Consider the following 24,762-nt stretch of genomic DNA (forward strand, 5'->3'; position numbering starts at 1 on the left):
GCCGTGCCGGGTGGGCGTCGCGGGATGGACGGCCGGAGCGCCCGCAGGACCCTCGGACGCGCCTGGCGGGCGCGTCACGCCGAGGTCCGGGTGTCGGCCGGTTCGCCCTGCGCATGACCGCGGACCCGGTCCGGGTAGCTGACCGTGAACTTGACCATGAACCAGACGATCGCGATGGGCAGGATCCAGTTCAGCAACAGGTCGAGGAACTGGTTGTCGTCCGCCTGCCCGGTCTTGCCGCCGAGCGCGGCGACCGCCACCGACAGCAGACCCATGGCCAGGATTGCCACCCCCCAGGCGGTGCTCAGCACGCGGTTGATCTTGACGAACGTCGGTGAACCCCAGTACTGGCGGGGGACGCCCTGCCGGGCGTACTCGGCGGTGAACGGCAGCACGGGAACGGTGGCCAGCACGTAGATCCCGAGCACGACACCGACCAGCGGAACGCCCCACCGGTAGAGCCAGGCGTCGACGTCCGGGCCGCCGACGAAGCCGGCGACGGCGATGGCCCCGAACAGGACCAGCGTCCCCAGGTTCAGGATCTTCGGTCCGTGCTTGCGGGCGTTGGTGACGACCGAGAACAAGGTCAGGGCGACAGCGATGACGGCCGCCCAGGCCACCCGGTTGGGCCCGAACTGCTGCGAGACGAGAGTGAACACGATCCACGGGACGAAGCCCATCAGGATCACGAGATTCTTCATGCCCGGGAAACTAGGAGGCGGGTGCGGTCGAGACATCCGCCGACCGGCGGAGGCGCTTCGTTCCCCGACCGGGCCCGCTTCGCGTCAGACGTCCTCGGGCAGGTCGATCCGGGCCACCTCGACCCGGGACCGGACGCCGAGCTTGGCCAGGATGTGCGAGACGTGTGTCTGCACGGTGCGGGGCGAGACGAACAGCCGGGCCGCGATCTCCGGGTTGGTCAGCCCGTCGCGGACCAGCGCCATCACGCGGCGCTCCGTCTCGGTGAGACTGGCGGGCCCGCCCGTCTGGACCCGGCGGGCCGCACGGGAACCGCGGCGGACCCCCAGGGCGCGCAGCCGCGCCGCGGCGCGGTCGACGTCGGTGCAGGCGCCCATCGCCCGATAGGCCGTCACCGCGAGATCCAATGCCGTGCGGGCGATGTCGGAGGCGCCCACGGCGCCGGCCGCGACGGCGACCTCCTCGTGGGCGGCGGCCGCGAGCGGGGCGTTCCGTACGGCCTCGGCCGCCGCGGCGGCGGCCTGGAGCCGGTCGACCGACCCGTCCGCCATCCCCCCGACCAGATCGACGACCGGAGCCAGGATCGGTGTCTGGTCGACCGACAGGCGGGCCACATCGTCGGCCACCCGTTGCGCGAGTTCCGGGTCCCATCCGGTCAAGGCGACCCGGGCGACGTCCGGGGCCGCCCGCAGCATCCACAACGGTCCGGCCACCCCGGCCGTCGACCACAGCTCCCGGGCCGCCGCACCGGCTTCGGCGCTCGCCCCGCCCGCTTCGAGGATCAGCAGCTGGGCCAGCGCGGGATCGGGACTGCCGAACTGCCAGGGGAACCCGGCCGCGCCCAGGTCGGTCAACCTGCGCGCAGCCTGTTCGCGGTGTCCGCGGCGGACGTCGAGAACGGCCCGCTCCCCCACGGCCAACGAGATCCACCCCGTTCCGATCTCCTCCGCCCGCTCGAGCCCGATGTCGCCCTCGACGGTGGCGTCGTCCCAGTCGCCGGCCGTGGTGGAGATACCGGCGGCCACGAAACTGTGGAACGGCTCCAACCATCTCGCGCCGAGCGCCGCCCCGGCGCGCCGGGCCTCCAGCGACCCCCGCGTCGCGGTGTCCACCCCATCGGCGTAGAGCTGGAACAGGGGCGGCCAGATCAGTGCCGTCATCCGGCTCTCGACGGCCGGATCGGACAGCGTCAGCCCGCTCTGGCGGGCCACGAGCTGGAGCGCATCCCGAGGGCGGGCGTCGAGGTACTCCAGAATGGCCAGGCTGGTCAGCAGGCCGAACTCGACATCGACGTCGCCGGTCGCCACAGCCTGCTCCAGCAGCGGGCCGAGCTCGGCGCGTGCCCGGGTCCGCTCGCCGGCCAGGACCCGGACCCAACAGCGGAGCTGCCCGAGCTGACGACGGACACCATCGGGCAGCCCGGCCACCGTGAGGGTCCGATCGATGGCCCGGCCGGCCGCTGCCGTGTCGGCCCGGTTGACCAGAGCACGCAGCACCACGGTCTGCAGCGTGGCCGCCGTGCCCCGGTCCGTCGTCACCGCCAGGTGCCGGGCCGCCACTTCAACGGCCCGCTCCTGCTGCCCGCTCGCATACAGGGCGTGCGCCTGATCGACCGCGACCTCGTCGCCGGTGGCGACCGACTGCAGGTCGCCGAGCAACTCGGCCCGGACCGCCGGCGCCCACTCGCCGGCCTGCACCACCGCGGCGCGAAGGGCCGTCACCAGACCCTCGTCCGGGTCGCCGGCCAGCATCAGATGGCCGGCCACCACGGCGGGGCCGTACCCCGCCGTCGCCCGGAGGGTGGCCGCGCGGCGATGGGTGGACCGCAGGACCGTCGGGTCCAGCAGCGCCAGGGCCCGCTCGGCGTACAGGTCATGGACGAACTGCAACCGGGGATCCGTTCCGGCACTGACGTTGTCGTTCACACCGACGTCCGACCACTGCACGACACCGGAGGCCAGGGCTGCCTCCACCGCGGTGTGGATGGCGGGCGGGGTGACGTAGAGCAGATCGGCGAGCTCCTGCGTGGACGCCGGGGTGCCCCACGCGGCCAGGGCCGCCAGCAGCTCCCGGGGGGTCTCGCCCACCTGACGAAGGTGATCGTCGAGCTGGGTCTGCAGACCCGCCCCGGCCGATGGCGGCGGACCGATCAGGTCCACCCGGTCACGGCCGACGGACCCGACCCGCCCCGACGTGGTCAGACCGGCGAGCACGTCGGTGACGAAGAGTGGATTGCCGCGGCACCGCTGCAGGTGTCGGCGCAGACGCGGTCCCGGCCAGCCGCCCAGCTGATCCCGGGCCAGCGCCTCCACCGCCATGTCCGTCATGGGCGGCAGGTCGACCCGGTGGTCGACCGAGCGGGTGACCAGGCTGACCGCCTCCCGGCTCGGCGCCGCACGCCCGGTGAGCAGCAACACCAGGGGCAGGTCACGGCCCGCCCAGGCCAGCCGACGGAGAACGGTCAGCGAGGCGGAGTCGGCCCAGTGCAGATCGTCGACCCAACACAACACCGGGCCCTGCGCGGTCCAGGCATCGATCTGTTCGAAGGCGCCGTCCCCCGGATCCCGGGCCGCGGCCGTTCCGCCCACCAACTCGTCGACGACCCCGAAACTACTGCGGGACAACCGCTCCCGTCCCCGAGCGGTGACGACGCGGGCCCCGAGGTCCCGGGCCCGCTCGGCCACCGACCACGCCAGATGCGACTTGCCCATGCCGGGGGGAGCCTCGATCGACACGGACACACCCCGCCGCAGCGGACGGTCGCCCGGGCGCGGCACCGCGGGCGGCGGGCCCGCCACGACACCGTCGACCCAGCCCTGCACCATCTCCGCGATCCGGTCCCGGGAGAGCCCACCCGCCGCGGCGTCGAAACCCCGGGGCGGCGGGCGGTCGCTCATGACCACACCGTAAAGGCCCGACCCCGCGGTTCCTCCAGGTCCGGACACCACACGCAGGCGGCGAAGAGCTCGGCGTCCCCACGTTCGGGGCTACTCCGCCCCGCTCACCCGTGGTGCCGCCGGTACGTCTCGACGGCCCCCGGGTGCAGGGGGATGCCGAACGTGTACGGAAGGGCGCTCGGCGAGAGGTACTGGGTACCCAGCGCCGCCGGCGGCACCAGCTCCTGCGGGCGGGTCACCATGAGATCGACCAGCGCGCCGGCCACCTCGTCCGGTAGCGACGGCGAGGCCAGCACCAAGCTGGTCACTCCGACGGTCTGCACGTCGCGATCCGATCCGTAGACCCCGGCCGGCACGGTGACCGTCTGGTACACCGATCCGTACTGCGCCTGCAGCCGGACCAGGGGTTCGGACAGATTCAGGATGCGGATGCCGGACGACGGTCCCCGACCGGCCGACGTGTCCATGACGGGGTTTGGCACCCCTCCGCCGAAGAACCCCGCCTCGACGCGGCCGTCCCCCAACGCGTCCAGCAGATCGACCAGCGGCGTGGGCACCGCGGTGATGCGATCGACGGGGACGTCCGCCGCCTGAAGGATGCGCTCGGCACTGTTCGCCAACCCCGACCCCACCGGGCCGAGACTCACCCGACGGCCGGGTAGGTCGGCCACCGTGGCGATCGGGCCGTCCGCGACCACCGCCACCTGGAGGTAGTTCTCGTAGATCCGGGACAGGGCGACCACACCCGACGGGTCCGCGACAGCGGCGTCCGCGAAGGCGATGGCCAGGGGGAGCGTGCCGTCCCGCACGAAGGTCAGGTTCTGCAACGACCCCGAGGTGACCAGGCGCTCCAGCCGGAAGTCGAGATCGGCCCGCGCCACCGCGTCCACCAACGACTGCGTGAACTCGTAGAAGAACCCGCCCTTCTCGGCCGCCCCCACCTGGTATGTCGGTGTCGGACCGGAACTGCACGCCGCCGTCAGCGGGGCCAGGGCTGCCGCCGCGGACCATCGCAGCACCGTCCGGCGACTGGGCCGCAGCGTCATGGTGCCCCTGCCACCGTGGCCGGCGAATCGACCTCCACCTCTGCCGACCGGTCACCCGCCGGGTCGACCGCGGCCGGGATGCGCACGCCGATGGTCAGTCCACCCCCAGGGGTCGGCCCGATCGACATCCGCGCCCCGGCCGAGGTGACCAGCGCTTCGACGATCGCCAGTCCCAGACCGGTTCCCCGCGAACGGGTCCCGTCGGACTGCGCCGACGTCGAGCCGCGGTAGAAGCGGGTGGTCAGCCGGTCCAATTCGGTGGGCGGTACCCCGCGACCGGTGTCGGCCACGCTGACCGTCACGAAACGGCCGTCCGGCGCATCGGTCTCGACCGACACCTGCACGGACGCCCCGGCCCCCGCGTACCGACAGGCGTTGTCCAGCAGCACGTCCAGGATCTGGCCGAGCTCCACCTGACCCATCGACACGTCGGGTTCCCCAGCGGCCGCGGGCGGGACGACGTCCAGCCGCACCCCGGCGGCGTCCGCGGTGGACGACCAGAACTCGACCCGATCGACCACGACCATGCGCGGCAGGCAGGTCCGCACCGTCGACCGCGCGGCCTCGGCCGACGACAGGGCCAGCAGGTCGTCCAGTACCTCGGCGAGCCGTTCGGACTCGGCCACCGCCTTCGCGTAGCCGGGCTGCGCTCCGGGGGCGAGCAGGCCGTCCAGTGCGTCGAGTCGCAACTGCAACGCGGCCAACGGGTTTCGTAGCTGATGTGCGGCATCGGCGACCAGCTGCCGCTGGGAGGTCACCGACCCGCGCACTGTCCGGGCCATCCGCTCGAACGTGCCGGACAGCGCCCGCAGCTCCGGCGGACCTCCTCCCAGCGGCTCCACGGGAGCCTGACCAGGCCCGGCCCGGAACGGCAACCCGGCGGCCAGCTCGGTGAGCTCGACGGTCAACCGCCGCAGCGGCCGCAGCACCCAGGCACTCACCGCCACGGCGAACGCCACCAGCGCGAGCAGGGCGACGACCCCGCCCGCAGCCACGATCGCCCAGACGCGGGTGATGTCGGCGCGGGCCGCCGCGGTGGACGCGGCCACCACCACCGCACCGCTGATGTCGGTGTCCGCGCCGATGGTCCGCGCGAACACCCGACGGTCCGGTCCGGTGGGGGTGATCCGGTCGTCCGGGGTCTGCGGCTGGTTGCGGACGGCCCCGGCGATCGCCCCGGCCACATCCGGATCGTTCAGGTCCAGTCCCACCGAGAACGGCGCCACCCCGCGGGTGGACACGACCGCAATCGGCTCGCCGTACAACTGCTCGTAGGCACGGAGCTCGTCGAAGAGCGATCCGGACGGGCCACCGGTGGCCCACGATCCGGCCAGCGCCGCGAACCGCTGCAGATCGCTCTCCCGCGTCAGGACCAGCTGCCGGGTCCGCGACTCGGCCTGCGTCAGCATCAACGGAACGGCGAACGCGATCACGGTCAACGCACCGAGGATCGTCAGCACCAGCACGATCCGCGCCCTCATCGGTCAGCCCGTCCAGCGATAGCCGAAACCACGGATCGTCTCGATCAGACCGCGGCGACCGAGCTTGGCCCGCAGGCCGGCCATGTGGACGTCCAGCGAGCGGGACACCGCCACGAACGCATCCCCCCACACCCGATCCATCAGCTGTTCCCGGCTCACCGCCGCCCCCGGCTCGTCGACCAGGACCGCCAGCAGATCGAACTCTTTGGTGGTCAGGGCGATGTCGACCCCGTCGACGCTCACCGTCCGCTCGTCGAGATCGACCACCACCGCGTCGAAGTGGCGTTTGCTGGTGGTCCGTGGCGCGGCCGCCGCCGCCCGTCGGCGGACCGCCTCGATGCGAGCCAGCAGCTCGGCCATCCGCACCGGCTTGACCAGGTAGTCGTCGGCCCCCAGCCGTAGCCCCCGCACCACCGAGCGTTCATCGTCCCGCGCGGTCTGGATCACCACCGGCACCGCACTCACCTTCCGCAGATCCCGCAGCACGTCGATACCGTCCATGTCCGGCAGACCAAGATCGAGCAGCACGACGTCGAACTCGCCGTGTCGGCGGAGCAGGTCCTGACCGCGGGTCAGCCGTACCGCCTCGACCCGGTGCAGGGCGAGGCCGTCGACCAGGGCGCCGGCCACCCCGTCGTCGTCCTCGACCACTGCGATCCGCATCGATCTCCATCCGACGGCCCTGGCTGCGCCTACCGCGCCCGGTGACCGGCCAAGCCTAGGACCGAACGGCAGCGGTCGTACCGGGCCTTCGACCGGCCCCGGTACGACCGTCACCGTCGAGGACGCCGGCTACCGACCCGCGCCCACCGGCTCCGTCCAGGCGTTGCCCTGCTCCCGGTCCAGGGCGGTGACCGACCGGTTCTTCATGAAGAACACGTAGACGACCAGGCTGACCGCGATGACCGCGGTGACGTAGACGATGAACATGGTGGTCTGACCGGCCGACGAGAACGCCTGGTAGATCACCGGTGCCGTCCCGCCGAAGATCGAGTTGGCCAGGGCGTACCCGAGACCGACGCCCAGCGCCCGGATGTGGGCCGGGAAGACCTCGGCCTTCACAATCGCGTTCACCGAGGTGTAGCCGGTCAGCATGATGTAGCCGATGGCGGTCAGCGCGAAGGCCGTCACGGGCGAAGTGGTCTGTGGCAGGTAGGTGATGAGCACCCAGGTGTAGAGAACACCGCCGACCCCGAAAAACACGAGCATCGGCTTGCGGCCGATCCGGTCGCTGATCAGGCCGCCGACCGGCTGCAGCACCATCAGCAGGATCAGGCTCAGCAGGTTGACCCAGGTGGCCGCGGTCGCCCCGTCCTCGCCGAACGCCTTCTTGACGATCGCCGGCGCGTTGACGCTGTACGTGTAGAAGGCGATGGTGCCGCCGGCGGTCACCAGGAAGACCCAGAGCAGCTTGCGCCAGTAGGTGGTGAACAGCTCCTTCAGTGACCCCGAGCCGGTGTCCCGACCCTCCTTGACCGCGGCGATGTGCTCAGCCGACAGCGACTCGTCCATCGTGCGGCGCAGCCACAGCACCACCAACGCGGCGATGCCGCCGATGAAGAAGCCGATCCGCCAGCCCCAGTCCTTGATGTCCTGAACGGGCATCACGCTGATCATGATCAGCAGGGTGAACTGGGCGAGCACATGGCCGCCGACGAGGGTGACGTACTGGAACGACGAGAAGAAGCCCCGCCGATTGGCGGTGGCTGCCTCCGACATGTACGTCGCCGACGTGCCGTACTCGCCGCCGGTGGCGAAGCCCTGCAGCAGCCGGACCGCGATGAGGATGATGGCCGCCCAGATGCCGATCGACTCCCGCGTCGGCATCAGCGCCACGATCATCGAGCAGGCCGACATCAGGGTGATGCTGACGGTCAGCGCCGCCTTGCGGCCGCGGCGGTCGGCGAACCGGCCGAAGAACCAGGACCCGATCGGGCGCATGACGAATGTGACGGCGAAGATGCCGTAGACGTAGATCGTCGAGTTCTTGTCGTTGGAGTCGAAGAACTGGTTCTCGAAGTACGCGGCGAAGACCGTGTAGATGTACACGTCGTACCACTCGACCAGGTTGCCGGACGAGCCCTTGATCGTGTTGAGGATCGCCCGCTGGGTGCTGATCGGCTTCACGGTGGCGTCGAGTGTCCCGCCCTCCGCGAGGGCCGGCCTTCCGAGATCGGACATGCGACGAAGCTCCTTTGCTTCCGGGCCCCGGACCGAGGCGGTGCCGCCGAACCGGCGGCGACGACCGTCACTATGCGCAGGTGACCAGGTACCCGGAAAGCGCGGCCCCGCTTTCTTAGCGGCGCCTTAAGGTGGGCCGCCGGCCGCCCCGGCCCGCAGCACGTCGCGCAGCTCCCGCAGCGCCTCGGCCGCGGCCTGCTCGACGACATCCGGCGGCTCGCCGGTGAAGTGGTGCCGGCGCACCGAGCAGCCGTCTGCGGTCGCCACGGCCAGAAACACCGTCCCCGGCGGTTGCGACTCCTCCGCGTCGGGGCCGCCGGCGCCGGTCGAGCTGACGGCGACATCCGCCCCGAGCAGGCTGCGGACCCGGGTCGCCATCCGGCGGGCGGTGTCCCCGGTGATCACCGGCCCCTCCGGCACCTCGAGCAGGGAGAACTTCACCTCGGAGTGGTAGGCGACCAGCGAACCCCGAAACCAGGCGGCCGACGAGGGGGCCGCCGCCAGCGCGGTCGCGACCCGCCCGGCGGTCACCGACTCGGCCGCCGCCACGCTGAGGCCCCGCTCATCGACGAGATCGGCGACGGCGCCGGCCAGCTCGGCCAGGACATCAGCCATCGGTCCGTCGCCGGTACACCCGCGCTTCCCACGGCTGCAGGGACAGCCGCGGCTGCGACGGCTCGGGCGACGGGGCGTTGGTCAGCAGCACCTCGGCGCGTTCCCATTCGGCGGCGTCCGGGATCTGATCGGCCACCGCCGTCTCATTCGACATGTTGGCGAGCACGAGCAGAGCAGTACCCGGTTCGGACCGGACGAACGCGTAGATCTGGTCGTGATCGGCCAGCAACATGGTGAAATCGCCGGTGGCCACCACCTTTTCGGTATGCCGGAGTTCGATGACCCGCCGGTAGTGGGCGAAGACCGAATCCTCGTCGTCGATCTGGGCGGATGCGTTGATCTCGGTGTGGTTCGGGTTCACCGCGATCCACGGCGTACCGGTGGTGAACCCGGCGTTGGCCGAATCGTCCCACTGCACCGGGGTTCTCGCGTTGTCCCGGCCCATGTACCGCAGCGCCTTCAGGACGTCCTCGGGGTCCTCACCGTGTCCGGTCGCCTCGGCGTAATGGTTGAGCGACTCGATGTCCCGGAAGTCGCCGATCCCGCCGAACGGGAAGTTGGTCATGCCCAGCTCTTCGCCCTGATAGACGTACGGCGTCCCGCGGTGCAGGTGCAGCACGGTGGCCAGGCACTTGGCCGACCGCACCCGGTGCTCCGGTGCGTCACTGCCGTAGCGGGAGACCGCCCGCGGCTGGTCGTGGTTGTTCCAGTACAGGCTGTTCCAGCCGACCTCAGCCAGACCGGCCTGCCAGCGACCCAGCGACGCCTTGACGTCGGTGAGCCGCAGCGGCTGGACGTCCCACTTTCCGCCCGGGCCCTGATCGAGCGTGACGTGCTCGAACTGGAAGACCATGTCGACCTCGGCCCGCGCGGGATCGGTGTACCTGATCGCCTCGTCGATCGTCACACCCGGCATCTCCCCGACCGTCAGGAACTGGCCGTCCCGTCCGGCGAACACCTCGCGGTTCATCTCGGCCAGGTACTCGTGGATCCGCGGGCCATCGGTGAACAGCGGCGTTCCATCGCCGTACAGGCCGTGCGACACGACCCCGTCCGGCAGGCTGCCGTCCGGCTGCACGGCCTTGGAGATCATGTTGATGACGTCCATCCGGAAGCCGTCGACCCCGCGGTCCAGCCACCAGCGCATCATCGCGTAGACCGCCTCGCGGACCTCCCGGTTCTCCCAATTGAGGTCGGGCTGCTTTTTCGAGAACAGGTGCAGGTAGTACTCGCCGGTCGACTCGTCCCATTCCCAGGCCGAGCCGGAGAAGAACGACCCCCAGTTCGTCGGCTCCGCCCCCGGGTCGCCACCGGTCATCCCTTCCCGCGGCGGGCGCCACCAGTACCAGTCGCGCTTCGGGTCGTCCTTGCTCCGACGGGCCTGCTGAAACCAGGCGTGCTCGTCCGAGGTGTGGTTGACCACCAGGTCCATCACCAGCTTGATGCCCCGCTCGTGCAGCGCCGCGAGCAACTGATCGAAGATCTCCAGCGAGCCGAAGACCGGCTCGATGTCCTGGAAGTCGCTGATGTCATACCCCGCGTCGTCCTGCGGGGACGGATACACCGGCGACAGCCAGACCACGTCCACCCCCAACCGGGCCAGGTGGTCGACCTTGGCCAGGATGCCCCCCAGGTCACCGATGCCATCCCCGTCGGAGTCCGCGAAGCTCCGCGGGTAGATCTGGTAGACGACGGCCGATTGCCACCACTGGGGTTCAGTCACGCGCCCGAACCTAGGGTGTCGCCCCACCTGATGCACGCCGACTTGTCATACCCGCATGACGATCCGCGGCCCGGAGATGCGGGTATGACAAGTCGGCCGGCGGGCCTGGGGACAGCTCGCTCGAAATGCCCCGAAATGTGAACACCTGACGGGCGGGACGACCGGACGGCTGCACCCTGCCGTCATGCCTGCTCGACAGCCACTCCCCGACCATCTGCACTCGACCCTGTTCGGGCCGGGCTCGGTGGGTCTCGGTCGAGGTCGGCTCGCCGGACCCGACCTGCTCCGCCCCCACCATGGGGTGCGGGTCAGCCGGGGCGGGCCGCTCGACCCCGCCACGCTCGAGCCCACCGAGGCGCTGCGCCTGCGGTGCCGACTCGCTCTGCACGTCCTGGGCACCGGCGCGTTCGTCGACGGCATCACGGCCGCACGGATCTGGCCGCTGCCCCTCCCGGATCAGCCCCGACCTGGCGAAGCACTGCACCTGAGCGTCTGGATCCCCGAGCGGGCGACCCGCCGGCCGGGGATCTTCGGTCGACAGATCAGCGAAGAACATGCGCGCACCGTCATCCGCCACGGGCTCCTGACGATCGACGCCGCGGCGCTCTTCTGCCACCTCGGACTGTTCCTGTCCGTCCCGGATCTGACCGCGGTGGGGGATGCCCTCGTGCTGGACCCGCGCGTCCCCGAACCCGGACGTCCGTACATCTCCCTCCCCGCGTTGACCGAACGGGTCGGCTGGTACCGCGGCCGGGGGAAACGCGCCGCCGCGACGGCACTGGAACTCATCCGACCGGGCGCCGAGTCACGTCCGGAGACGCTCCTGCGTCTGCACCTCGTCGCCGCCGGACTCCCGGAGCCGACCGTCAACCGGGACATCACGACCGGCGACGGACGCTTCGTCGCCCGGGGAGACCTCGTCTATCAGCCGTGGCGCGTGATCGTCGAGTACGACGGCGACCACCACCGGGTGGACCGAGGCCAATGGGAATCCGACATCGTCCGCCAGGAGCGCCTGGTCGCTGCCGGCTGGACGGTGATCCGGGTGACCGCGCGATCATTCTTCGGTGACCCGACCGGGGTCACGGGGCGCGTGCGTCAGGCGCTACTCGCATCCGGATGGACGCCGTGACCCGACGGGTGCAGCCCACTTGTCATACCCGCACCTTCCGGCGGATCGGGAGCATGCGGGTATGACAAGTCGGCCGCATGCGAATGCCGCGGCCGGACCGACGCCGCCGATGACCTAGCGTCACCGGATATGAGCGACAAGACGCCGGTGACGACGTCCGCACGGGTGTTGGCGATCACGGCGCTGGTCTGTTTCGCGGCCGCCGCCGTTGTCCTGATCCAGGCCTCCGGGGTGCTCGGGCTGTGGTTGCTGGTGGTCGGGGCGCTCAGCGCGACGCTGCTGGTCGTCGGCGGGTACTACGTCCTCACCTGCCGGGGCGTCGCCCGGGTTGTCGGGCTCGTCCTGATGGTGGCTGCCCTCGTCGGCACCGTCGCCCTGTTCGTCGGCCGCGAATCACTGATCACTGCAGTCCTGGTGATCGTGCTGGTGCTGGCCGGGGGCACGGCGGCCCGGGCCGCGCTGCGCAAACCGGACTTCCGCTGGATGCCGGAGACCGCCGTCTCCCCACCGAGCCGGCCCTACCTGGTCATGAACCCGCGGTCGGGTGGCGGGAAGGTCGGCAAATTCGACATGGTCGCCAAGGCCAAGGCCCTGGGCGCCGACGTCGCCCTGCTCGACGGTCCCGACGAGATCGACGTCGGTGAACTCGCCCGCCAGGCTGTACGGGACGGCGCCGACCTGCTCGGCGTGGCCGGCGGCGACGGTACCCAGGCCCTCGTCGCCGCGGTCGCCGTCGAGCACGACCTGCCGTTCGTCGTGTTGCCCGCCGGCACCCGCAACCACCTGGCCATGGATCTCGGGCTGGACCGCAACGACCCCAGTACCGCCCTCGCCGCGCTCACCGACGCGGTGGAGATCCGAATCGACATGGGCTATCTCGGGGACGAGCGCCGCCCGTTCGTCAACACGGCCTCATTCGGTGCGTACGCCGAGATCGTCCAGAACCCGGAGTACCGGGACCGCAAGGGCAGCACCATCCTGACGATGCTGCCCGACCTGCTGCAGGACAAGGAGGTGCAGCCGCAGGTGTCCGTCCGACGGGGCAACCGCTGGGTCGTGCTGCACCACCGGCAGGTCGTCCTCGTCAGCAACAACCCGTACAGCGGCGTCGGCCGTCGCGACCGGCTCGACCGGGGCGTGCTGGGGGTCGTGGCCGGAGCGATCGGGGGTCCGGCCGACGCGATACGCCTGCCCTGGCAGTGGCTGCTCGGCCGGCGCACCGCGCCGGTGCAGACCGTCGTGACGCAGCAGGTGCGGGTCGACTCGGATCGGGACGAGATGCCTGTCGGCCTGGACGGTGAAGCGATCATGCTTCCCGCCCCGGTCGTCTGCACCATCGAGCCGCGCGCGTTGCGGATCCGGCTGCCGAAGGACCGGCCCGGCGTCCCGCCACCCCCACCGGTGATCCGCTGGCGGAGGCTCTGGAACCTCGCCCTCGGACGGACGCCCTGACGTGACCGGACCGTGATCGGCCCATGGATCGCATGGGAGGAAGGTTAGGTTAACCTCACCCGTATGCCGTCCTCCTACCGCTTCCCTCGACTCCGCACCGCGGTCGCCGTGGCTGCCGCCGGGGCCATCGCCCTGGCCCTGTCCGCCTGTGGCGGTGGCTCGACCACCGCCTCCAGCACGACCTCCAGCGCGGCGGCCTCGAGCGCCGCCTCCGGCTCGAACACGCCGGCCGCCAGCGGCTTCCCGGTCACCATCACCCACGCGTTCGGTGAGACCACCATCGACTCAGCCCCCGAGCGGGTCGCGTCCTGGGGCTGGGGATCCGCCGACGCGGCCCTCGCTCTGGACGTCGTCCCGGTCGCCATCGCGCAGCAGACCTACGGCGGCAACGCCGACGGCGTGCTCCCCTGGGTCGCCGACAAGCTGACCGCGCTCGGCGCCGCGACGCCGGCGCTGCTGCCGAATAACGGCACCGACGCCCCCATCGAGCAGATCCTGGCGGCCAAGCCGGACGTTCTGCTCGCCCAGTACTCCGGGCTCACCCAGGTCGAGTACGACCGATTGACGCAGGCCAGGGTCAAGGTCGTCGCCTACCCGGACAAGCCGTGGTCGACGCCGTGGCGGGACGTCGTCACCATCACCGGGCAGGTCCTGGGCAAGACCGCCGAGGCCGAGACGGTGTTGAAGAACATCGACTCCGAGATCGCCCAGCGCGCCTCGGCCAACCCGGAGTTCGCCGGCAAGTCGATGGCCGCCGCCCTGTACTCGGGTGGCTCGCTGTACGTGTACACGCCGGCCGACCCGCGGGTGCAGTTCACCCAGGACCTCGGGTTCACCACCCCGGACAGCGTGACCAGCCTCGACACCAAGGAGGCCAGCTTCTACTTCACCCTGGCCCCCGAGCAGTTCGGCTCGCTGGACGCCGACGTGCTGCTGATGTACGGGGCCACCGACGACGAGGTCAACACCTTCCTCGCCTCCCCCGAGGCCAAGCTGTTGCCGCAGGTCAACGGCGGCAAGATCGCCAAGGTCACCGGCGAGTCCGAGGTCTCCTCCGTCTCGCCGCCGACCGCCCTGTCCCTCACGTGGGGCATGGACAAGTTCGTCGACGACATCAAGGCCGGCCTGGCCTCCTGACCCCCACCCGGAGAACGCAGAACGCCGTCACGGAGCTCTCCGTGACGGCGTTCTGCGTTTTCCGTTCGGTGGGCCGGTCAGGGGCGGGAGAACTCCTTGGCCCGCTCCTCGGCCTGCCGGCTGCCGGTGAACAGCCCCATCGTCTGGGTGGACTCGGATTCCCCGGTGCCGCGGCGCCGGCTGCTCGGGTCGGAAGCGGTCTTCTCGAAACGGCCCATCGGCTCGGCCGAACCGTTCGTCTGCGCCTGGTCCTCGGCGGTGACGACCTGGGTGCGGAGCCGCGGCAGCGCCTCCGGGTGATTGCGCTGGATGAACTCGACCAGCGCCTCCCGCACCTCACAGCGCAGGTCCCACACCGTCGGTCCGTCCTTGGCCGACACCAGGATGCGCAGTCGCACGAACGAGCCGACGGCGTCGGTGACCTGCAGGACACCGGTCCGGCCGTCCCAGATCTGCGACGCCTGCAGCGTGCGGTCCAGGTGCACCCGCAACTCGTCCACCGGCACCCGCCAGTCGACGTCCATCTCGACGGCCCCCAGCACCGCGGACTCCTTGCGGGTCCAGTTCTGGAACGGCGTGGACGTGAAGTACGTCGACGGCAGGATCAGCCGACGGTCGTCCCAGACCTTCACCACGACGTACGTCAGGGTGATCTCCTCGATGCGGCCCCACTCCTTCTCGACGACCACCACGTCGTCGACGCGGATGGCGTCGGTGAACGCCAGTTGCAGGCCGGCGAACAGGTTCGACAGGGACGACTGGGCGGCCAGACCGGCCACGATGCCCAGCACACCGGCCGAAGCCAGGATCGTCGCCCCGGCCTGACGGGCGCCCGGCAGGGTCAGCAGCATGGTGGCCAGGACGAGCACCACGATCACCGCGACCACGACCCGGCGCAGCAGGATCACCTGCGTCTGCACCCGGCGGGCCTTCCGGTTGTCGACGACGTCGACCGGGAAGCGGGCCAGGGTGAGGTCCTGGGCCACGAACGCGACCACGGCGAGCAGCCAGCCGCAGACGGCCAGGACGGCCAGACCGGTGATGGTCAGGATCGTGTCCTGCCAGCCGGCCAGGGCGGTCGTCGCGGCGATCAGCTGTCGAGCGGCGATCAGCGCGAACAGCAGCCGGAACGGGACCCGGGCGCGGCGGGTCGCCTCGACCGCGATGTCCCAGCGGCGCGCGATGCGCCGGATGATCAGGCCCAGGATCCAGGCGGCGGCGAAGCCGCCCACCACGGCGGCGAGCAGGAACAGGGAGAACCACGCGAGCGGAGCGTCACCGGTGTCGGTCGGCAAGGTGGCCAGAAGGTCGACGGACATGACTCCACCGTGCCCATTCGGGCGGGGGAGCTGAACCCGAACGGGGCGTGAGATGTCTCATCGCAACCCCTCCCCCCCCGCCATCGAGAAGACGCTTGTGTCGCGCTGATCGCGTCACCGGGCAGCACAAGCGTCCTCTCGATGGGAGCCTGGTGGCCAACCGCCCTGGCGAAGCGCAGTCGCCACGCGGAGAACCGTGAGATCCGGCGTCACGAACAAGTCCCGCGACAGCACGCGAACCACCCGCCAGCCCAACGCGGCGAGTTCCTCCAACCGCCGGACGTCCTTCTCGAACTGCGCTCGCGACGTGCGGTGCTGGTCGCCGTCGTACTCCACGACGACCCGCCACTGCCGGTCGAGCAGATCGCAGCGCGCGACGAACCGCCCGACCCCGTCGCGGACCACGCCGTTGACCTCCGGTTCCGGCAGGGACGCGTCGCCCAACCGCAGGCGAAGCAACGTCTCCGGCCGGGACTCGGCACCAGGCCGCAGCAAGGTGAGCGCGGCGACAGCGCGGCGCTTCCCTCGTCCCCGGAAGCCGTGGACCCGGTCCGCCAGCTCCTCGACAGTCAGCCAGGGGCGATCGTCGTCCCAGGACCGCACCGCAGGCGTCAACGCCATCGCATCTCCCACGGCAACGAGGTCTGGCACCAACAGCACCGCGCTCAGCTGGCAAAACAGCGTTCCGGCGTCGACCATAGGCATGCCCTGCCGCATCACGACGCGAGCCCGCGGATCGTGCAGGACGTGGCCGCGGATCCCCGTCGCACGGCTGGCGCGGCCCGGGAGACGCACCGCGACGTCGACGGGCCCACCATCGAGCGGCGTCGGAATCGGCACGGGCCACCAGTGGGCCGCGCTCAGGTGACTGAGCACGGCGTCCCCGTTCCCGGTGGCGGACACCGAGGCGAGCGCGGCCAGGCAACGAGCCCGAAAGGTGTCGGCGCTCTCGTCCCGTACGAAGCGCACCCCTCGAAAAGGCCGCTGCAGGTGCGGATGCTCGAGCTCGAAGCGGGTCAGCCCCGCCGCACGGCCTTGAGCCACCGTGAAGGCGCTGGCCTGCAGGTCCTGCCGGATCGGCACGGGCTGGCAGGGCGGCACACATCGCAGCGTCGCAGTTCCGGAAGACGCCGCCGCAGTTGTCCACACCACGCGGGTTCTCACCCTCATCGAGAGGACGCTTGTGCTGCGGTGAGGGCCTGCCAGAGCAGCACGAGCGTCCTCTCGATGCGGGGTTCGACGCGTCGGAAACGAACGACCCCGCTCAGCGGCGACCGGGCCGGCACGATCCAATGGGGCCATGACCGCAGATCCCCCGGAGGCATGGGTCGGCATCGACCTCGGCACCCAGAGCGTGCGGACGCTCGTCGTGGACGGCCGGGGCACGGTCCTGGGCGCGGCGGGTCGGAAGCTGACCAGTCGGCGGGACGGCAACCGGCACGAGCAGGACCCGCAGGACTGGTGGGAGGCCGTCACGGCGGCCACCGCCGAGGCGGTCCGCGACACCCGCAGAACAGCACCCGGGGTCACCTTCGGCGGGGTGGCGGTCGACGCGACGTCGGGCACGGTGCTGCTGGTCGACCGGAGGGATGGCACGCCGCTGACCCCGGCCCTGATGTACGACGACGGCCGGGCCGCCGATCTGGTCGACCGGGTCAACGAGGCGGGCGGCGCGGTGTGGCGGCGGCTCGGCTACCAGCGGATGCAGCGCAGCTGGGGGCTTCCGAAGCTGCTGTGGCTGGTGGCCGAACACCCGGATCTGGTCGGACGGGCCCGGCTGGCCCACCAGAGCGACGTCATCACCGAACGGCTGGTCGGGCGTCCGGTGGCCACCGACCTGTCCAACGCCCTGAAGTCCGGCGCGGATCTCGTCGGGGGCGTCTGGCCGTCGACGGTGCTGGACACCCTCGGCGCGTCCGAGACCCTCCTGCCTCCACTGGCCCGGCCCGGGGAACGCCTGGGCACGGTGGGCGCCGCGGCCGCCACCGCGACCGGATTGCCGGAGGGCACCCCGGTGATCGCCGGGATGACCGACGGCTGCGCCGCCCAACTCGGTGCCGGCGCCCTGGAGGTCGGAAGCTGGAACTCGGTCCTGGGGACGACGTTGGTGGTCAAGGGGGTGGCCGCCGAACTGGTGACCGACCCGACGGGCGCCGTGTACTGCCATCGCGGGCCGGGTGACACGTGGTTGCCGGGCGGCGCGTCGAGCACCGGGGCCGGGGCGATCTCCCGGGACTTCCCCGACGCCGACCTGGACGCCCTCAACCGCGCCGCCGCCGCGTACGAGCCGGCGGGGATGCTGACCTACCCGCTGGTGTCGTCGGGGGAACGGTTCCCGTTCGTCGCCCCCGAGGCGACCGGGTTCACCACCGGCCCGGCCCGCGACGACGGGGAACGGTTCGCCGCCGTGCTGCAGGGGGTGGCCTTCCTGGAACGCCTGGGCTTCGACCACCTCGACCGCATCGGCGCTCCCACCGACGGCGCCCTGGTGCTGACCGGCGGCGCCACCCGCAGCGCGTACTGGAACCAGCTCCGCGCCGACGTTCTCGGCCGGCCGGTGACCCTGCCGGACACGGCGGAACCTGCCCTCGGGATGGCCCTGCTGGCCGCCGCCCAGGACCGGCCGGTCACCGAGCGCGCGGCGGACATGGTCCACGTCCGAACGGTTCTCGACCCCGACCCGAACGCCGGCGAACGGTACGGGGAGCGGTTCGCCGATTTCGTGACGGCCCTGGACGAGCGGGGGTGGCTGCCGGACGGGCTGGCCGCGCACGCCCGGGACCGTCTGAGAGGGTGGTCGGCATGACCCGACTCGTCCTCGTCCGGCACGGCGAAACCGTCTGGCACGCCGAGAACCGGTACGCCGGTTCCAGCGACATCGAACTGACCGACAAGGGCCGCGCACAGGCCGACGCCCTGGCGACGTGGGCCGCCGGCGCCGGTCTGGCCGCCGTCTACTGCTCCGATCTGAGCCGGGCGCAGGTGACCGCCGCCCCGTCGGCGGAGGCGCTGGGGACGGGGCCGATCATCGATCCGCGGTTCCGTGAACTGCACTTCGGGCGGGCCGAGGGCCTGACCATCGCCGAGATGGGCGAGCAGTTCCCCGACGCCCTGACCGCCTTCCGGGACGACCCGGTCGCCAGTCACCTGCCCGATGGTGAGGACCCGGTCGCGTGCGCCGAGCGGTACGTGGCCGGCCTGGAGGACATCGCGGCCGCCCATCCCGACGGCCGGGTCCTGGTCGTCGCCCACAGCACCGCCACCCGACTGGCGCTGTGCCGGCTGCTCGGCATCCAACTTCGCGAGTACCGACGCCTGATGCCCGTTCTGCGCAACGGGGCCCTCAACGAGATCGAGCTCTTCACCGACGGGGCCGCCCCCTCGGCCGCGTTGCTGTCGTTCAACGCCCCGGCCGTCTGACCGAAGACGGTTCCCTCACAGCCCCACCACTGACGCGGACCAAGGAGGCTCCTGTCATGACCCGTGTGCTCGCCGCCGGCGACCACTTCGTCCTGCCCCACCTGTTCACCGATGCCCTGGAAGGCCAGGGGGTGGCCCGCAGTGACATCCGCGAGCTGCAGTTGCCGTGGCCGATGACCCCGATGGGCAAGGTCGCCGAGGTCGACGAGGCGTCCGGGTCGGAGGACGAGATCATCGCCGCACTGGAGGGCGCGCAGATCTGCGTCACCCAACTCGCGCCGCTGACCGAACGGATCCTGAAGGCCTGCCCGGATCTGCGCCTGTTCTCGATCTGCCGAGGCGGTCCGGTGAACGCCAACGTCGAGGCGGCGACGAAAGCCGGGGTGGGCGTCACCTTCGCCCCCGGGCGGAACGCCACCGCGACGGCCGAGCACACCGTCGCGATGATCATGGCTGCGGTGCGGCGGATCCCGCAGACCAACGCGGACCTGAACGCCGGCACCTGGCGGGGCGACTACTACGCCTGGGACAACGTCGGGCCCGAGATCGAGGGCAGCACGATCGGTCTCGTCGGCTACGGCGCGATCGGCAGTCGAGTCACCCGGATCCTGCGGGGATTCGGCGCCGACGTGCTGGTCTACGACCCGTACGTCGACCCGACCACGCTGGACGGGGTGGCCGAGCGGGTCGAGCTGGACGAACTGCTGCGGCGCTCGTCGATCATCACCCTGCACGCGCGGGTGACCCCGGAGAACAAGGGCATGATCGGCGCCGAACAGATCGCGGCGATGCCCCGGGGGTCCATCATCGTGAACTGCGCACGGGGGGCTCTGCTCGACTACGACGCCCTGTGCGACGGTCTGGACAGCGGGCAGCTGTGGGCGGCCGCGTTCGACGTGTTCCCGGTCGAGCCGATCCCGGAGGACTCCCGGCTGCTGACCACACCGGGCATCGTGATGACGCCGCACCTGGCCGGGGCCTCCAAGCAGACGGCCATCAAGGCAGCTCAGATCGTCGCCGGCGATGTCGGCCGCTACCTGCGGGGTGAGCCACTGGAGTACTGCGTCAACCCGGAGGCGCTCCGCCGCATCTGAGCACCTCCAGTCACCCTTCGGTGACGCCAGGTGACACCCCGGACGGGACCTGAACGGAACGCTCACGCCACTCCCATGTTGGGTTCCCAGGATCGGGGCATTGAGCGGTGCGACGACCGACCGGTCGACGACACGACGGAAGGGAACTGCCATGAGCCTGGGCGACAAGATCAAGAACGCCGCTGAGGAAGCCGTCGGCAAGGCCAAGGAAGGCATCGGCAACCTGACCAACAACGAGAGCCTCAAGGCGGAGGGCCAGGCCGATCAGGCCGAGGCCAACGCCAAGCAGGCCGGCGAGAAGGTCAAGGACACCGCGAAGGACGTCTTCGGTTCCTGAGCCCCACCAGACCGCCCGGCGGGGACACCCCCCTTTCCCCGCCAGGTCGACCGGTCTCGCACCCCCCGCGCTGACCGGTTCGTTCCACCCGGAGAGGCCCGAGCGCTCAGCGTTCGGGCCTCTCCTGTGTCCCGGGGGGGTGTCGAGCGCAGCCGCGACTCAGGCGGTCCAGTCGATCCCGTCGAACTGCTCACGCAGCCGAGCCCCACGCGCCGGGTGCACCGAGGCGACCCAACTGATCCGGCCGAGCAGGTGGGCGCGGAAATCGGGGTGGCCGTGCCGGTTCGCGGCGGCCGGTCCGGAGCGTCGACAGTCGTGCAGCACGGCTCGCAGCCGGTCGACCTCATCCCGGGCGATGGCCGGGTGCTCGTTCACGACGACGCCGGTGACGGTCTGCCGTTCGTGCCGGCCCCGCCACCGGGTCTTGGCCTCGTTGATCCGGAAGCGTTCGTCGGCGACGATGCGCCCGACGGCCCGGGCGAACGACCGCACGTGTGCTCTCTGGCGGAACGGGCCGGAGAACGTGAGGTCGTCGGCGTAGCGGGTGTACTTCAGGCCGACCGCGGCGGCGTAGGCGGCCAGCCGCCGGTCGAGGGTGAAGGCGACGAGGTTGGCCAGCGCCGGTGACGTGGGCGCGCCCTGCGGCAGGTGCGGGACGGCGAGCCGGCGACGCAGCCGGAACTGCCGCCCCGGGTCGGGTCCGGGCGGCATCGCGGTCAGCACTCGCACCGGGGTCGCCGTCGTGGTCAGTCCGGCCAGCAGATGGGCGACCGGCTCGGGATAACCGGCCGACCGCAGGACCCCCCAGATTCGGCCCGCGGTGACGGCGGCGAAGAAGTGTTCGAGGTCGAGGGTCAGCACTGTTTCCGCGCCGACATGCTCCCGTGCGCCGGTGACCACCGACCGCCCGGACACGAACCCGTGCACCGCCGGGTGGGTGGGGATCAGGTCGAGCAACTCGTGCAGCACGACCCTCTGGGCGGACAGCAGCCGCGGCCGGGGCGCTTCCAGCAGCCGCGGACCGGATGGGCGGTCCAGCCACTGGTAGCGGTAGTTCGCGATCTGCTCACTGCGGGCCCGGCGGCCCCGGAGCCGCGTGTCGGCCAGCGCGGTCAGCTGGACGAGATCGACGCCGAGCAGCGCGGCCAAGTCGCCGGCGTCGTCGAGCGGGGGCGTGGCGAACGGCCGGCGGACCGTCCTCGTCGACGCGACGGGCCAGTGGACCGGACGGGGCACGGGCCGGATCTCCGTCGTCGGCTCGTCACCGTCGTCGTCGGGGGCGGGGTCGAGCAGGTCGTTGAGCAGGACGCCGACGACCGCCTGCAGCTCGCGCGGCCGGTCCGCCGGGGGACGCGGGTAGAGCTCGAGGACCTGCTCCACGAGGCGCGGCACCCAGTCGTGCGGCCCGGCGAAGACCACTGCCACCCGGCCGATCAGTCCCGACGCCGTCCAGTCGTCCGCGTCGGCCAGCAGTGCGCCGGCGATCGCATCGACCAACGCATCGGGACGACCGGGGCGGTCCTCCCGAAACGGGGACGGCCGACCACGGGGACGCTTGCGCCGCGGCCGGATCGGCGGGGCGGGAGGTCCGCCCGACGGGGGACGCGGCGGACCACCCCGACGGACGAGGCCACCGGGATCGTCACCGGATCGGCGGGGCGGCGGCCCGGGATCGGGGGTGTCGCTCATGAACTGACGGCGGTGGACGACGACCTGTGCTGCTGGGCGGGCCCGCTCCTTCGCGGAGCGCAGCGCCGGGCCTGCTCGGTCGTGCCTGGTGCGACATGCTCACCCCGGGGGTACCCCGGAGCGTCCGGGACAGGGACGGACGAGCCGTTCCCGATCGGAGTTCTCGTCGTCCACCGCCGCATGCCGACAGTGTGCCGTAACGCACCGACAGCCTCAGCTCGTCGGCGAGCCCTTCACCCCGGCGAGCAGCATCTGGGCGACGTCGACGACCTCGACGTCGGCGCCCCGGCCCTGCTCCTGGCGGGCGGTCAGCCCGTCGGTGAGCATCACGCGGCAGAACGGGCAACCGGTGGCGATCTGCCCGGCCCCGGATTCGGGCAGTACCGACAGCGCCTCGTCGGTGCGCTCCAGGTTGATCCGCTTGCCGATCTTCTCCTCCATCCACATCCGCGCGCCACCGGCGCCGCAGCACAGGGCGCGGGCCGAGTTGCGCGGCATCTCCGACAGCTGCAGGCCGGAGGCGGCGACCAGCTCGCGGGGCGGGGAGTAGACCTTGTTGTGCCGACCGAGGTAGCAGGGGTCGTGGTAGGTCACCGCGGGCCCCTGGGAAGCGGAGACGGGCTTCTTGACGACCAGCCGCTTCTCACGGACCAGCCGGTTGAGCAACTGGGTGTGGTGCACGACCTCGAACGTGCCGCCGAGCTCGCCGTACTCGTTGGCCAGCGTGTTGAAGCAGTGCGGGCAGGTGACGACGATCTTGCGACGCTCCCGGTCACCGAACGCGGCGTTCAGCGTCTCGACCGTCTCGGAGGCCATCTGCTGGAACAGGAACTCGTTGCCGGCCCGGCGGGCCGGGTCGCCGGTGCAGGTCTCCCCCGTGCCCAGCACGGCGAACCCGACGGCCGCCATGTCCAGCAGCTCGGCGACGGCCCGGGTGGTCTTCTTCGCGCGGTCGTCGAAGGCGCCGGCGCAGCCGACGAAGAACAGGTACTCGTGGTCGGAGTCCAGGACGTCCTCGACCACAGGGACCTCGAACGGCAGGTCCTTGGCCCAGGCCATCCGGTCGCGCTGCTGCGCACCCCACGGGTTGCCCTTGTTCTCCAGGTTCTTGAACAGCCCGGCCAGCTCGGACGGGAACTCCGACTCGATCATGACCTGGTTCCGGCGCATGTCGATGATGTGGTCGACGTGCTCGATGTCGACCGGGCACTGCTCCACGCAGGCGCCGCACGTGGTGCAGTCCCACAGCACCTCGGGGTCGATGATGCCGCCGATCTCGCGGCCCTGGTCGTCGGTCTCGGCCGGGCCGACCAGCGGGCGCTGGGCCTCCAGCATGGCCAACGGATCCGCGTGCGCGAACGCGGCCAGGTCCGCCTCGCTCAACTTCTCGTCCCCGTCAGGAGTGGTGCCACCGCCGGTGGCCAGGTACGGCGCCTTGGCGTAGGCATGGTCGCGCAAACCCAGGATCAGCAGCTTCGGCGACAGCGGCTTGGCGGTGTTCCAGGCCGGACACTGCGACTGGCAGCGTCCGCACTCGGTGCAGGTGTTGAAGTCAAGCCAGCCCTTCCAGCTGAAGTCCTCGACCTTGCCGACACCGAAGGTGTCGGTCTCCGGGTCGGCTTCCTCCAGGTTCAGCACGTCGCCGTTCGACATCATCGGCTTCAGCCCGCCGTTGGCCGTGCGCTCGGGCTTGCGCTTGAAGTAGATGTTGAAGAAGGCCAGGAACCGGTGCCAGGCGACGCCCATCGTCAGGTTGCGGGCGATCACGATGGCCCAGGCCATCGACACCGCGACCTTGACGAGAGCGACGAGTTGAATGGCGATCTCGGCGGTGGTGCCGCCGGGCGGCCAGCTGCCCAGCCAGGTCGACAGCGGCGCCGCCCACGTCGGGAACGGCAGGAACCCGGCGGCGGATTCGAAGCCGCGGATCAGCAGGATGCAGACGGCGATGACGGCGATGACCGCTTCGACGAAGTACGCCTGGGCGAAGTTGGACCCGGCGAACCGGGACCGCAGACCGGCGCGGCGCGGGTGGGCCCGTTGCCGGACGGCGATGAGGTAGCCGATGCCGACCAGGGTCAGGACCGCGACCAGCTCGACGAGCAGCCCGTACCAGGCCTGATGACCGAGCCAGGGGATCTCGAACCGGGGGTCGAAGCACTGGCCGACCGCCTGTACGAGCGTGAGCACGAGGGCGCCGAAGCCGACCATCACCAGCCAGTGCGCGGCCCCGACGATGCCCCACTTGAACATCCGGGTGTGTCCGCCGACCTCGACGGCCAACGCCTTCACCCGGGCCTTCACAGCGCCGCCGCGGGTGTGGTCGGGGGCGCCGAGCCGCACCAATCGGTAGATCTTCAGGCTCGCCTGCGCGAGCATCCCGAAACCGACGACGATGAGGATCACGGCCAGTGGGCCGGTCACCCAGGACAGTGCGGTCATGGCGTGGGCCGCTCGGCTGTCGTACTGCTCATCTGGTGTGTGCTCCCGTCCTGAACCGGTCGCCCCGGTCCGATCAGGACGGCGGCGGTTCCGGTAGT

Annotated in this window: 19 protein-coding genes; 7 read left to right on the forward strand and 12 right to left on the reverse strand. The window is 71.2% G+C overall.

The window, feature by feature from the left end; translation table 11 throughout:
- Positions 1-74: 74 nt before the first annotated feature.
- The 8 genes from FDO65_RS17730 to FDO65_RS17765 form a co-directional block, all read right to left on the reverse strand.
- Positions 75-701, reverse strand: coding sequence for a hypothetical protein (locus tag FDO65_RS17730; RefSeq protein ID WP_137451068.1), 627 nt, complete (start codon positions 699-701; stop codon positions 75-77).
- An 84-nt stretch (positions 702-785) separates the two neighbouring features.
- On the reverse strand, positions 786-3,596 hold the full coding sequence (locus FDO65_RS17735) for a LuxR C-terminal-related transcriptional regulator (protein WP_137451069.1): 2,811 nt from the start codon (positions 3,594-3,596) through the stop codon (positions 786-788).
- A gap of 104 nt (positions 3,597-3,700) precedes the next feature.
- On the reverse strand, positions 3,701-4,642 hold the full coding sequence (locus FDO65_RS17740) for a TAXI family TRAP transporter solute-binding subunit (protein WP_137451070.1): 942 nt from the start codon (positions 4,640-4,642) through the stop codon (positions 3,701-3,703).
- Complete coding sequence (locus FDO65_RS17745) at positions 4,639-6,123, reverse strand: sensor histidine kinase (protein WP_137451071.1); 1,485 nt, start codon at positions 6,121-6,123, stop codon at positions 4,639-4,641. The genes FDO65_RS17740 and FDO65_RS17745 overlap by 4 nt, the downstream gene beginning before the upstream one ends.
- A gap of 3 nt (positions 6,124-6,126) precedes the next feature.
- Positions 6,127-6,786 carry a response regulator transcription factor gene (locus tag FDO65_RS17750; protein ID WP_137451072.1) on the reverse strand — a complete coding sequence of 220 codons (660 nt, stop codon included), beginning with the start codon at positions 6,784-6,786 and terminating at the stop codon, positions 6,127-6,129.
- Positions 6,787-6,915: 129 nt separating this feature from the next.
- The gene (locus FDO65_RS17755; protein WP_137451073.1) at positions 6,916-8,304 is read right to left on the reverse strand and encodes an MFS transporter; all 1,389 of its coding nucleotides are present in this window, start codon (positions 8,302-8,304) and stop codon (positions 6,916-6,918) included.
- Between the two features lie 126 nt (positions 8,305-8,430).
- Positions 8,431-8,919 carry a CinA family protein gene (locus FDO65_RS17760; protein ID WP_137451074.1) on the reverse strand — a complete coding sequence of 163 codons (489 nt, stop codon included), beginning with the start codon at positions 8,917-8,919 and terminating at the stop codon, positions 8,431-8,433.
- The gene (locus FDO65_RS17765; protein ID WP_137451075.1) at positions 8,912-10,642 is read right to left on the reverse strand and encodes a glycoside hydrolase family 13 protein; all 1,731 of its coding nucleotides are present in this window, start codon (positions 10,640-10,642) and stop codon (positions 8,912-8,914) included. Before FDO65_RS17765 ends, FDO65_RS17760 begins: the two co-directional genes overlap by 8 nt.
- A 184-nt stretch (positions 10,643-10,826) precedes the next feature.
- Between FDO65_RS17765 and FDO65_RS17770 the strand changes: the two genes are divergently transcribed.
- The 3 genes from FDO65_RS17770 to FDO65_RS17780 all read left to right on the forward strand — a co-directional run bounded on the left by FDO65_RS17770 (position 10,827) and on the right by FDO65_RS17780 (position 14,363).
- A complete protein-coding gene (locus tag FDO65_RS17770) occupies positions 10,827-11,774 on the forward strand; it encodes an endonuclease domain-containing protein (protein WP_137451076.1) in 948 nt (315 codons plus the stop codon).
- A 129-nt stretch (positions 11,775-11,903) separates the two neighbouring features.
- Complete coding sequence (locus FDO65_RS17775) at positions 11,904-13,226, forward strand: diacylglycerol/lipid kinase family protein (protein WP_137451077.1); 1,323 nt, start codon at positions 11,904-11,906, stop codon at positions 13,224-13,226.
- A gap of 63 nt (positions 13,227-13,289) precedes the next feature.
- Entirely contained in the window at positions 13,290-14,363 is a 1,074-nt protein-coding gene (locus tag FDO65_RS17780; RefSeq protein ID WP_137451078.1) for an ABC transporter substrate-binding protein, read from the forward strand.
- A 77-nt stretch (positions 14,364-14,440) separates the two neighbouring features.
- Here FDO65_RS17780 and FDO65_RS17785 read toward each other — a convergent pair whose 3' ends face one another.
- Both FDO65_RS17785 and FDO65_RS17790 read right to left on the reverse strand, forming a co-directional pair.
- Positions 14,441-15,682: a mechanosensitive ion channel family protein gene (locus FDO65_RS17785; protein ID WP_137451079.1), complete on the reverse strand. Its 1,242-nt coding sequence runs from the start codon at positions 15,680-15,682 to the stop codon at positions 14,441-14,443.
- 114 nt (positions 15,683-15,796) lie between these two features.
- Positions 15,797-16,765 carry an endonuclease domain-containing protein gene (locus tag FDO65_RS17790; RefSeq protein ID WP_166442272.1) on the reverse strand — a complete coding sequence of 323 codons (969 nt, stop codon included), beginning with the start codon at positions 16,763-16,765 and terminating at the stop codon, positions 15,797-15,799.
- A 217-nt stretch (positions 16,766-16,982) separates the two neighbouring features.
- Between FDO65_RS17790 and FDO65_RS17795 the strand changes: the two genes are divergently transcribed.
- From FDO65_RS17795 to FDO65_RS17810, 4 genes are all read left to right on the forward strand, one after another.
- Positions 16,983-18,488: an FGGY-family carbohydrate kinase gene (locus tag FDO65_RS17795; protein WP_137451081.1), complete on the forward strand. Its 1,506-nt coding sequence runs from the start codon at positions 16,983-16,985 to the stop codon at positions 18,486-18,488.
- Positions 18,485-19,102, forward strand: a complete 618-nt coding sequence (locus FDO65_RS17800; protein ID WP_137451082.1) for a histidine phosphatase family protein — start codon at positions 18,485-18,487, stop codon at positions 19,100-19,102. Before FDO65_RS17795 ends, FDO65_RS17800 begins: the two co-directional genes overlap by 4 nt.
- Before the next feature lie 56 nt (positions 19,103-19,158).
- A complete protein-coding gene (locus FDO65_RS17805) occupies positions 19,159-20,196 on the forward strand; it encodes a 2-hydroxyacid dehydrogenase (RefSeq protein WP_137451083.1) in 1,038 nt (345 codons plus the stop codon).
- 151 nt (positions 20,197-20,347) lie between these two features.
- Complete coding sequence (locus FDO65_RS17810) at positions 20,348-20,533, forward strand: CsbD family protein (RefSeq protein WP_137451084.1); 186 nt, start codon at positions 20,348-20,350, stop codon at positions 20,531-20,533.
- A 159-nt stretch (positions 20,534-20,692) separates the two neighbouring features.
- On the opposite strand, the gene FDO65_RS17815 is transcribed toward FDO65_RS17810, so the two are convergent.
- Together FDO65_RS17815 and FDO65_RS17820 are read right to left on the reverse strand one after the other, a co-directional pair.
- Positions 20,693-22,030 carry a reverse transcriptase family protein gene (locus tag FDO65_RS17815; RefSeq protein WP_205850140.1) on the reverse strand — a complete coding sequence of 446 codons (1,338 nt, stop codon included), beginning with the start codon at positions 22,028-22,030 and terminating at the stop codon, positions 20,693-20,695.
- A gap of 405 nt (positions 22,031-22,435) precedes the next feature.
- Positions 22,436-24,664 carry a (Fe-S)-binding protein gene (locus FDO65_RS17820; protein ID WP_137451086.1) on the reverse strand — a complete coding sequence of 743 codons (2,229 nt, stop codon included), beginning with the start codon at positions 24,662-24,664 and terminating at the stop codon, positions 22,436-22,438.
- Positions 24,665-24,762 lie beyond the last annotated feature (98 nt).

Source organism: Nakamurella flava, from assembly GCF_005298075.1.
Taxonomy (GTDB): domain Bacteria; phylum Actinomycetota; class Actinomycetes; order Mycobacteriales; family Nakamurellaceae; genus Nakamurella; species Nakamurella flava.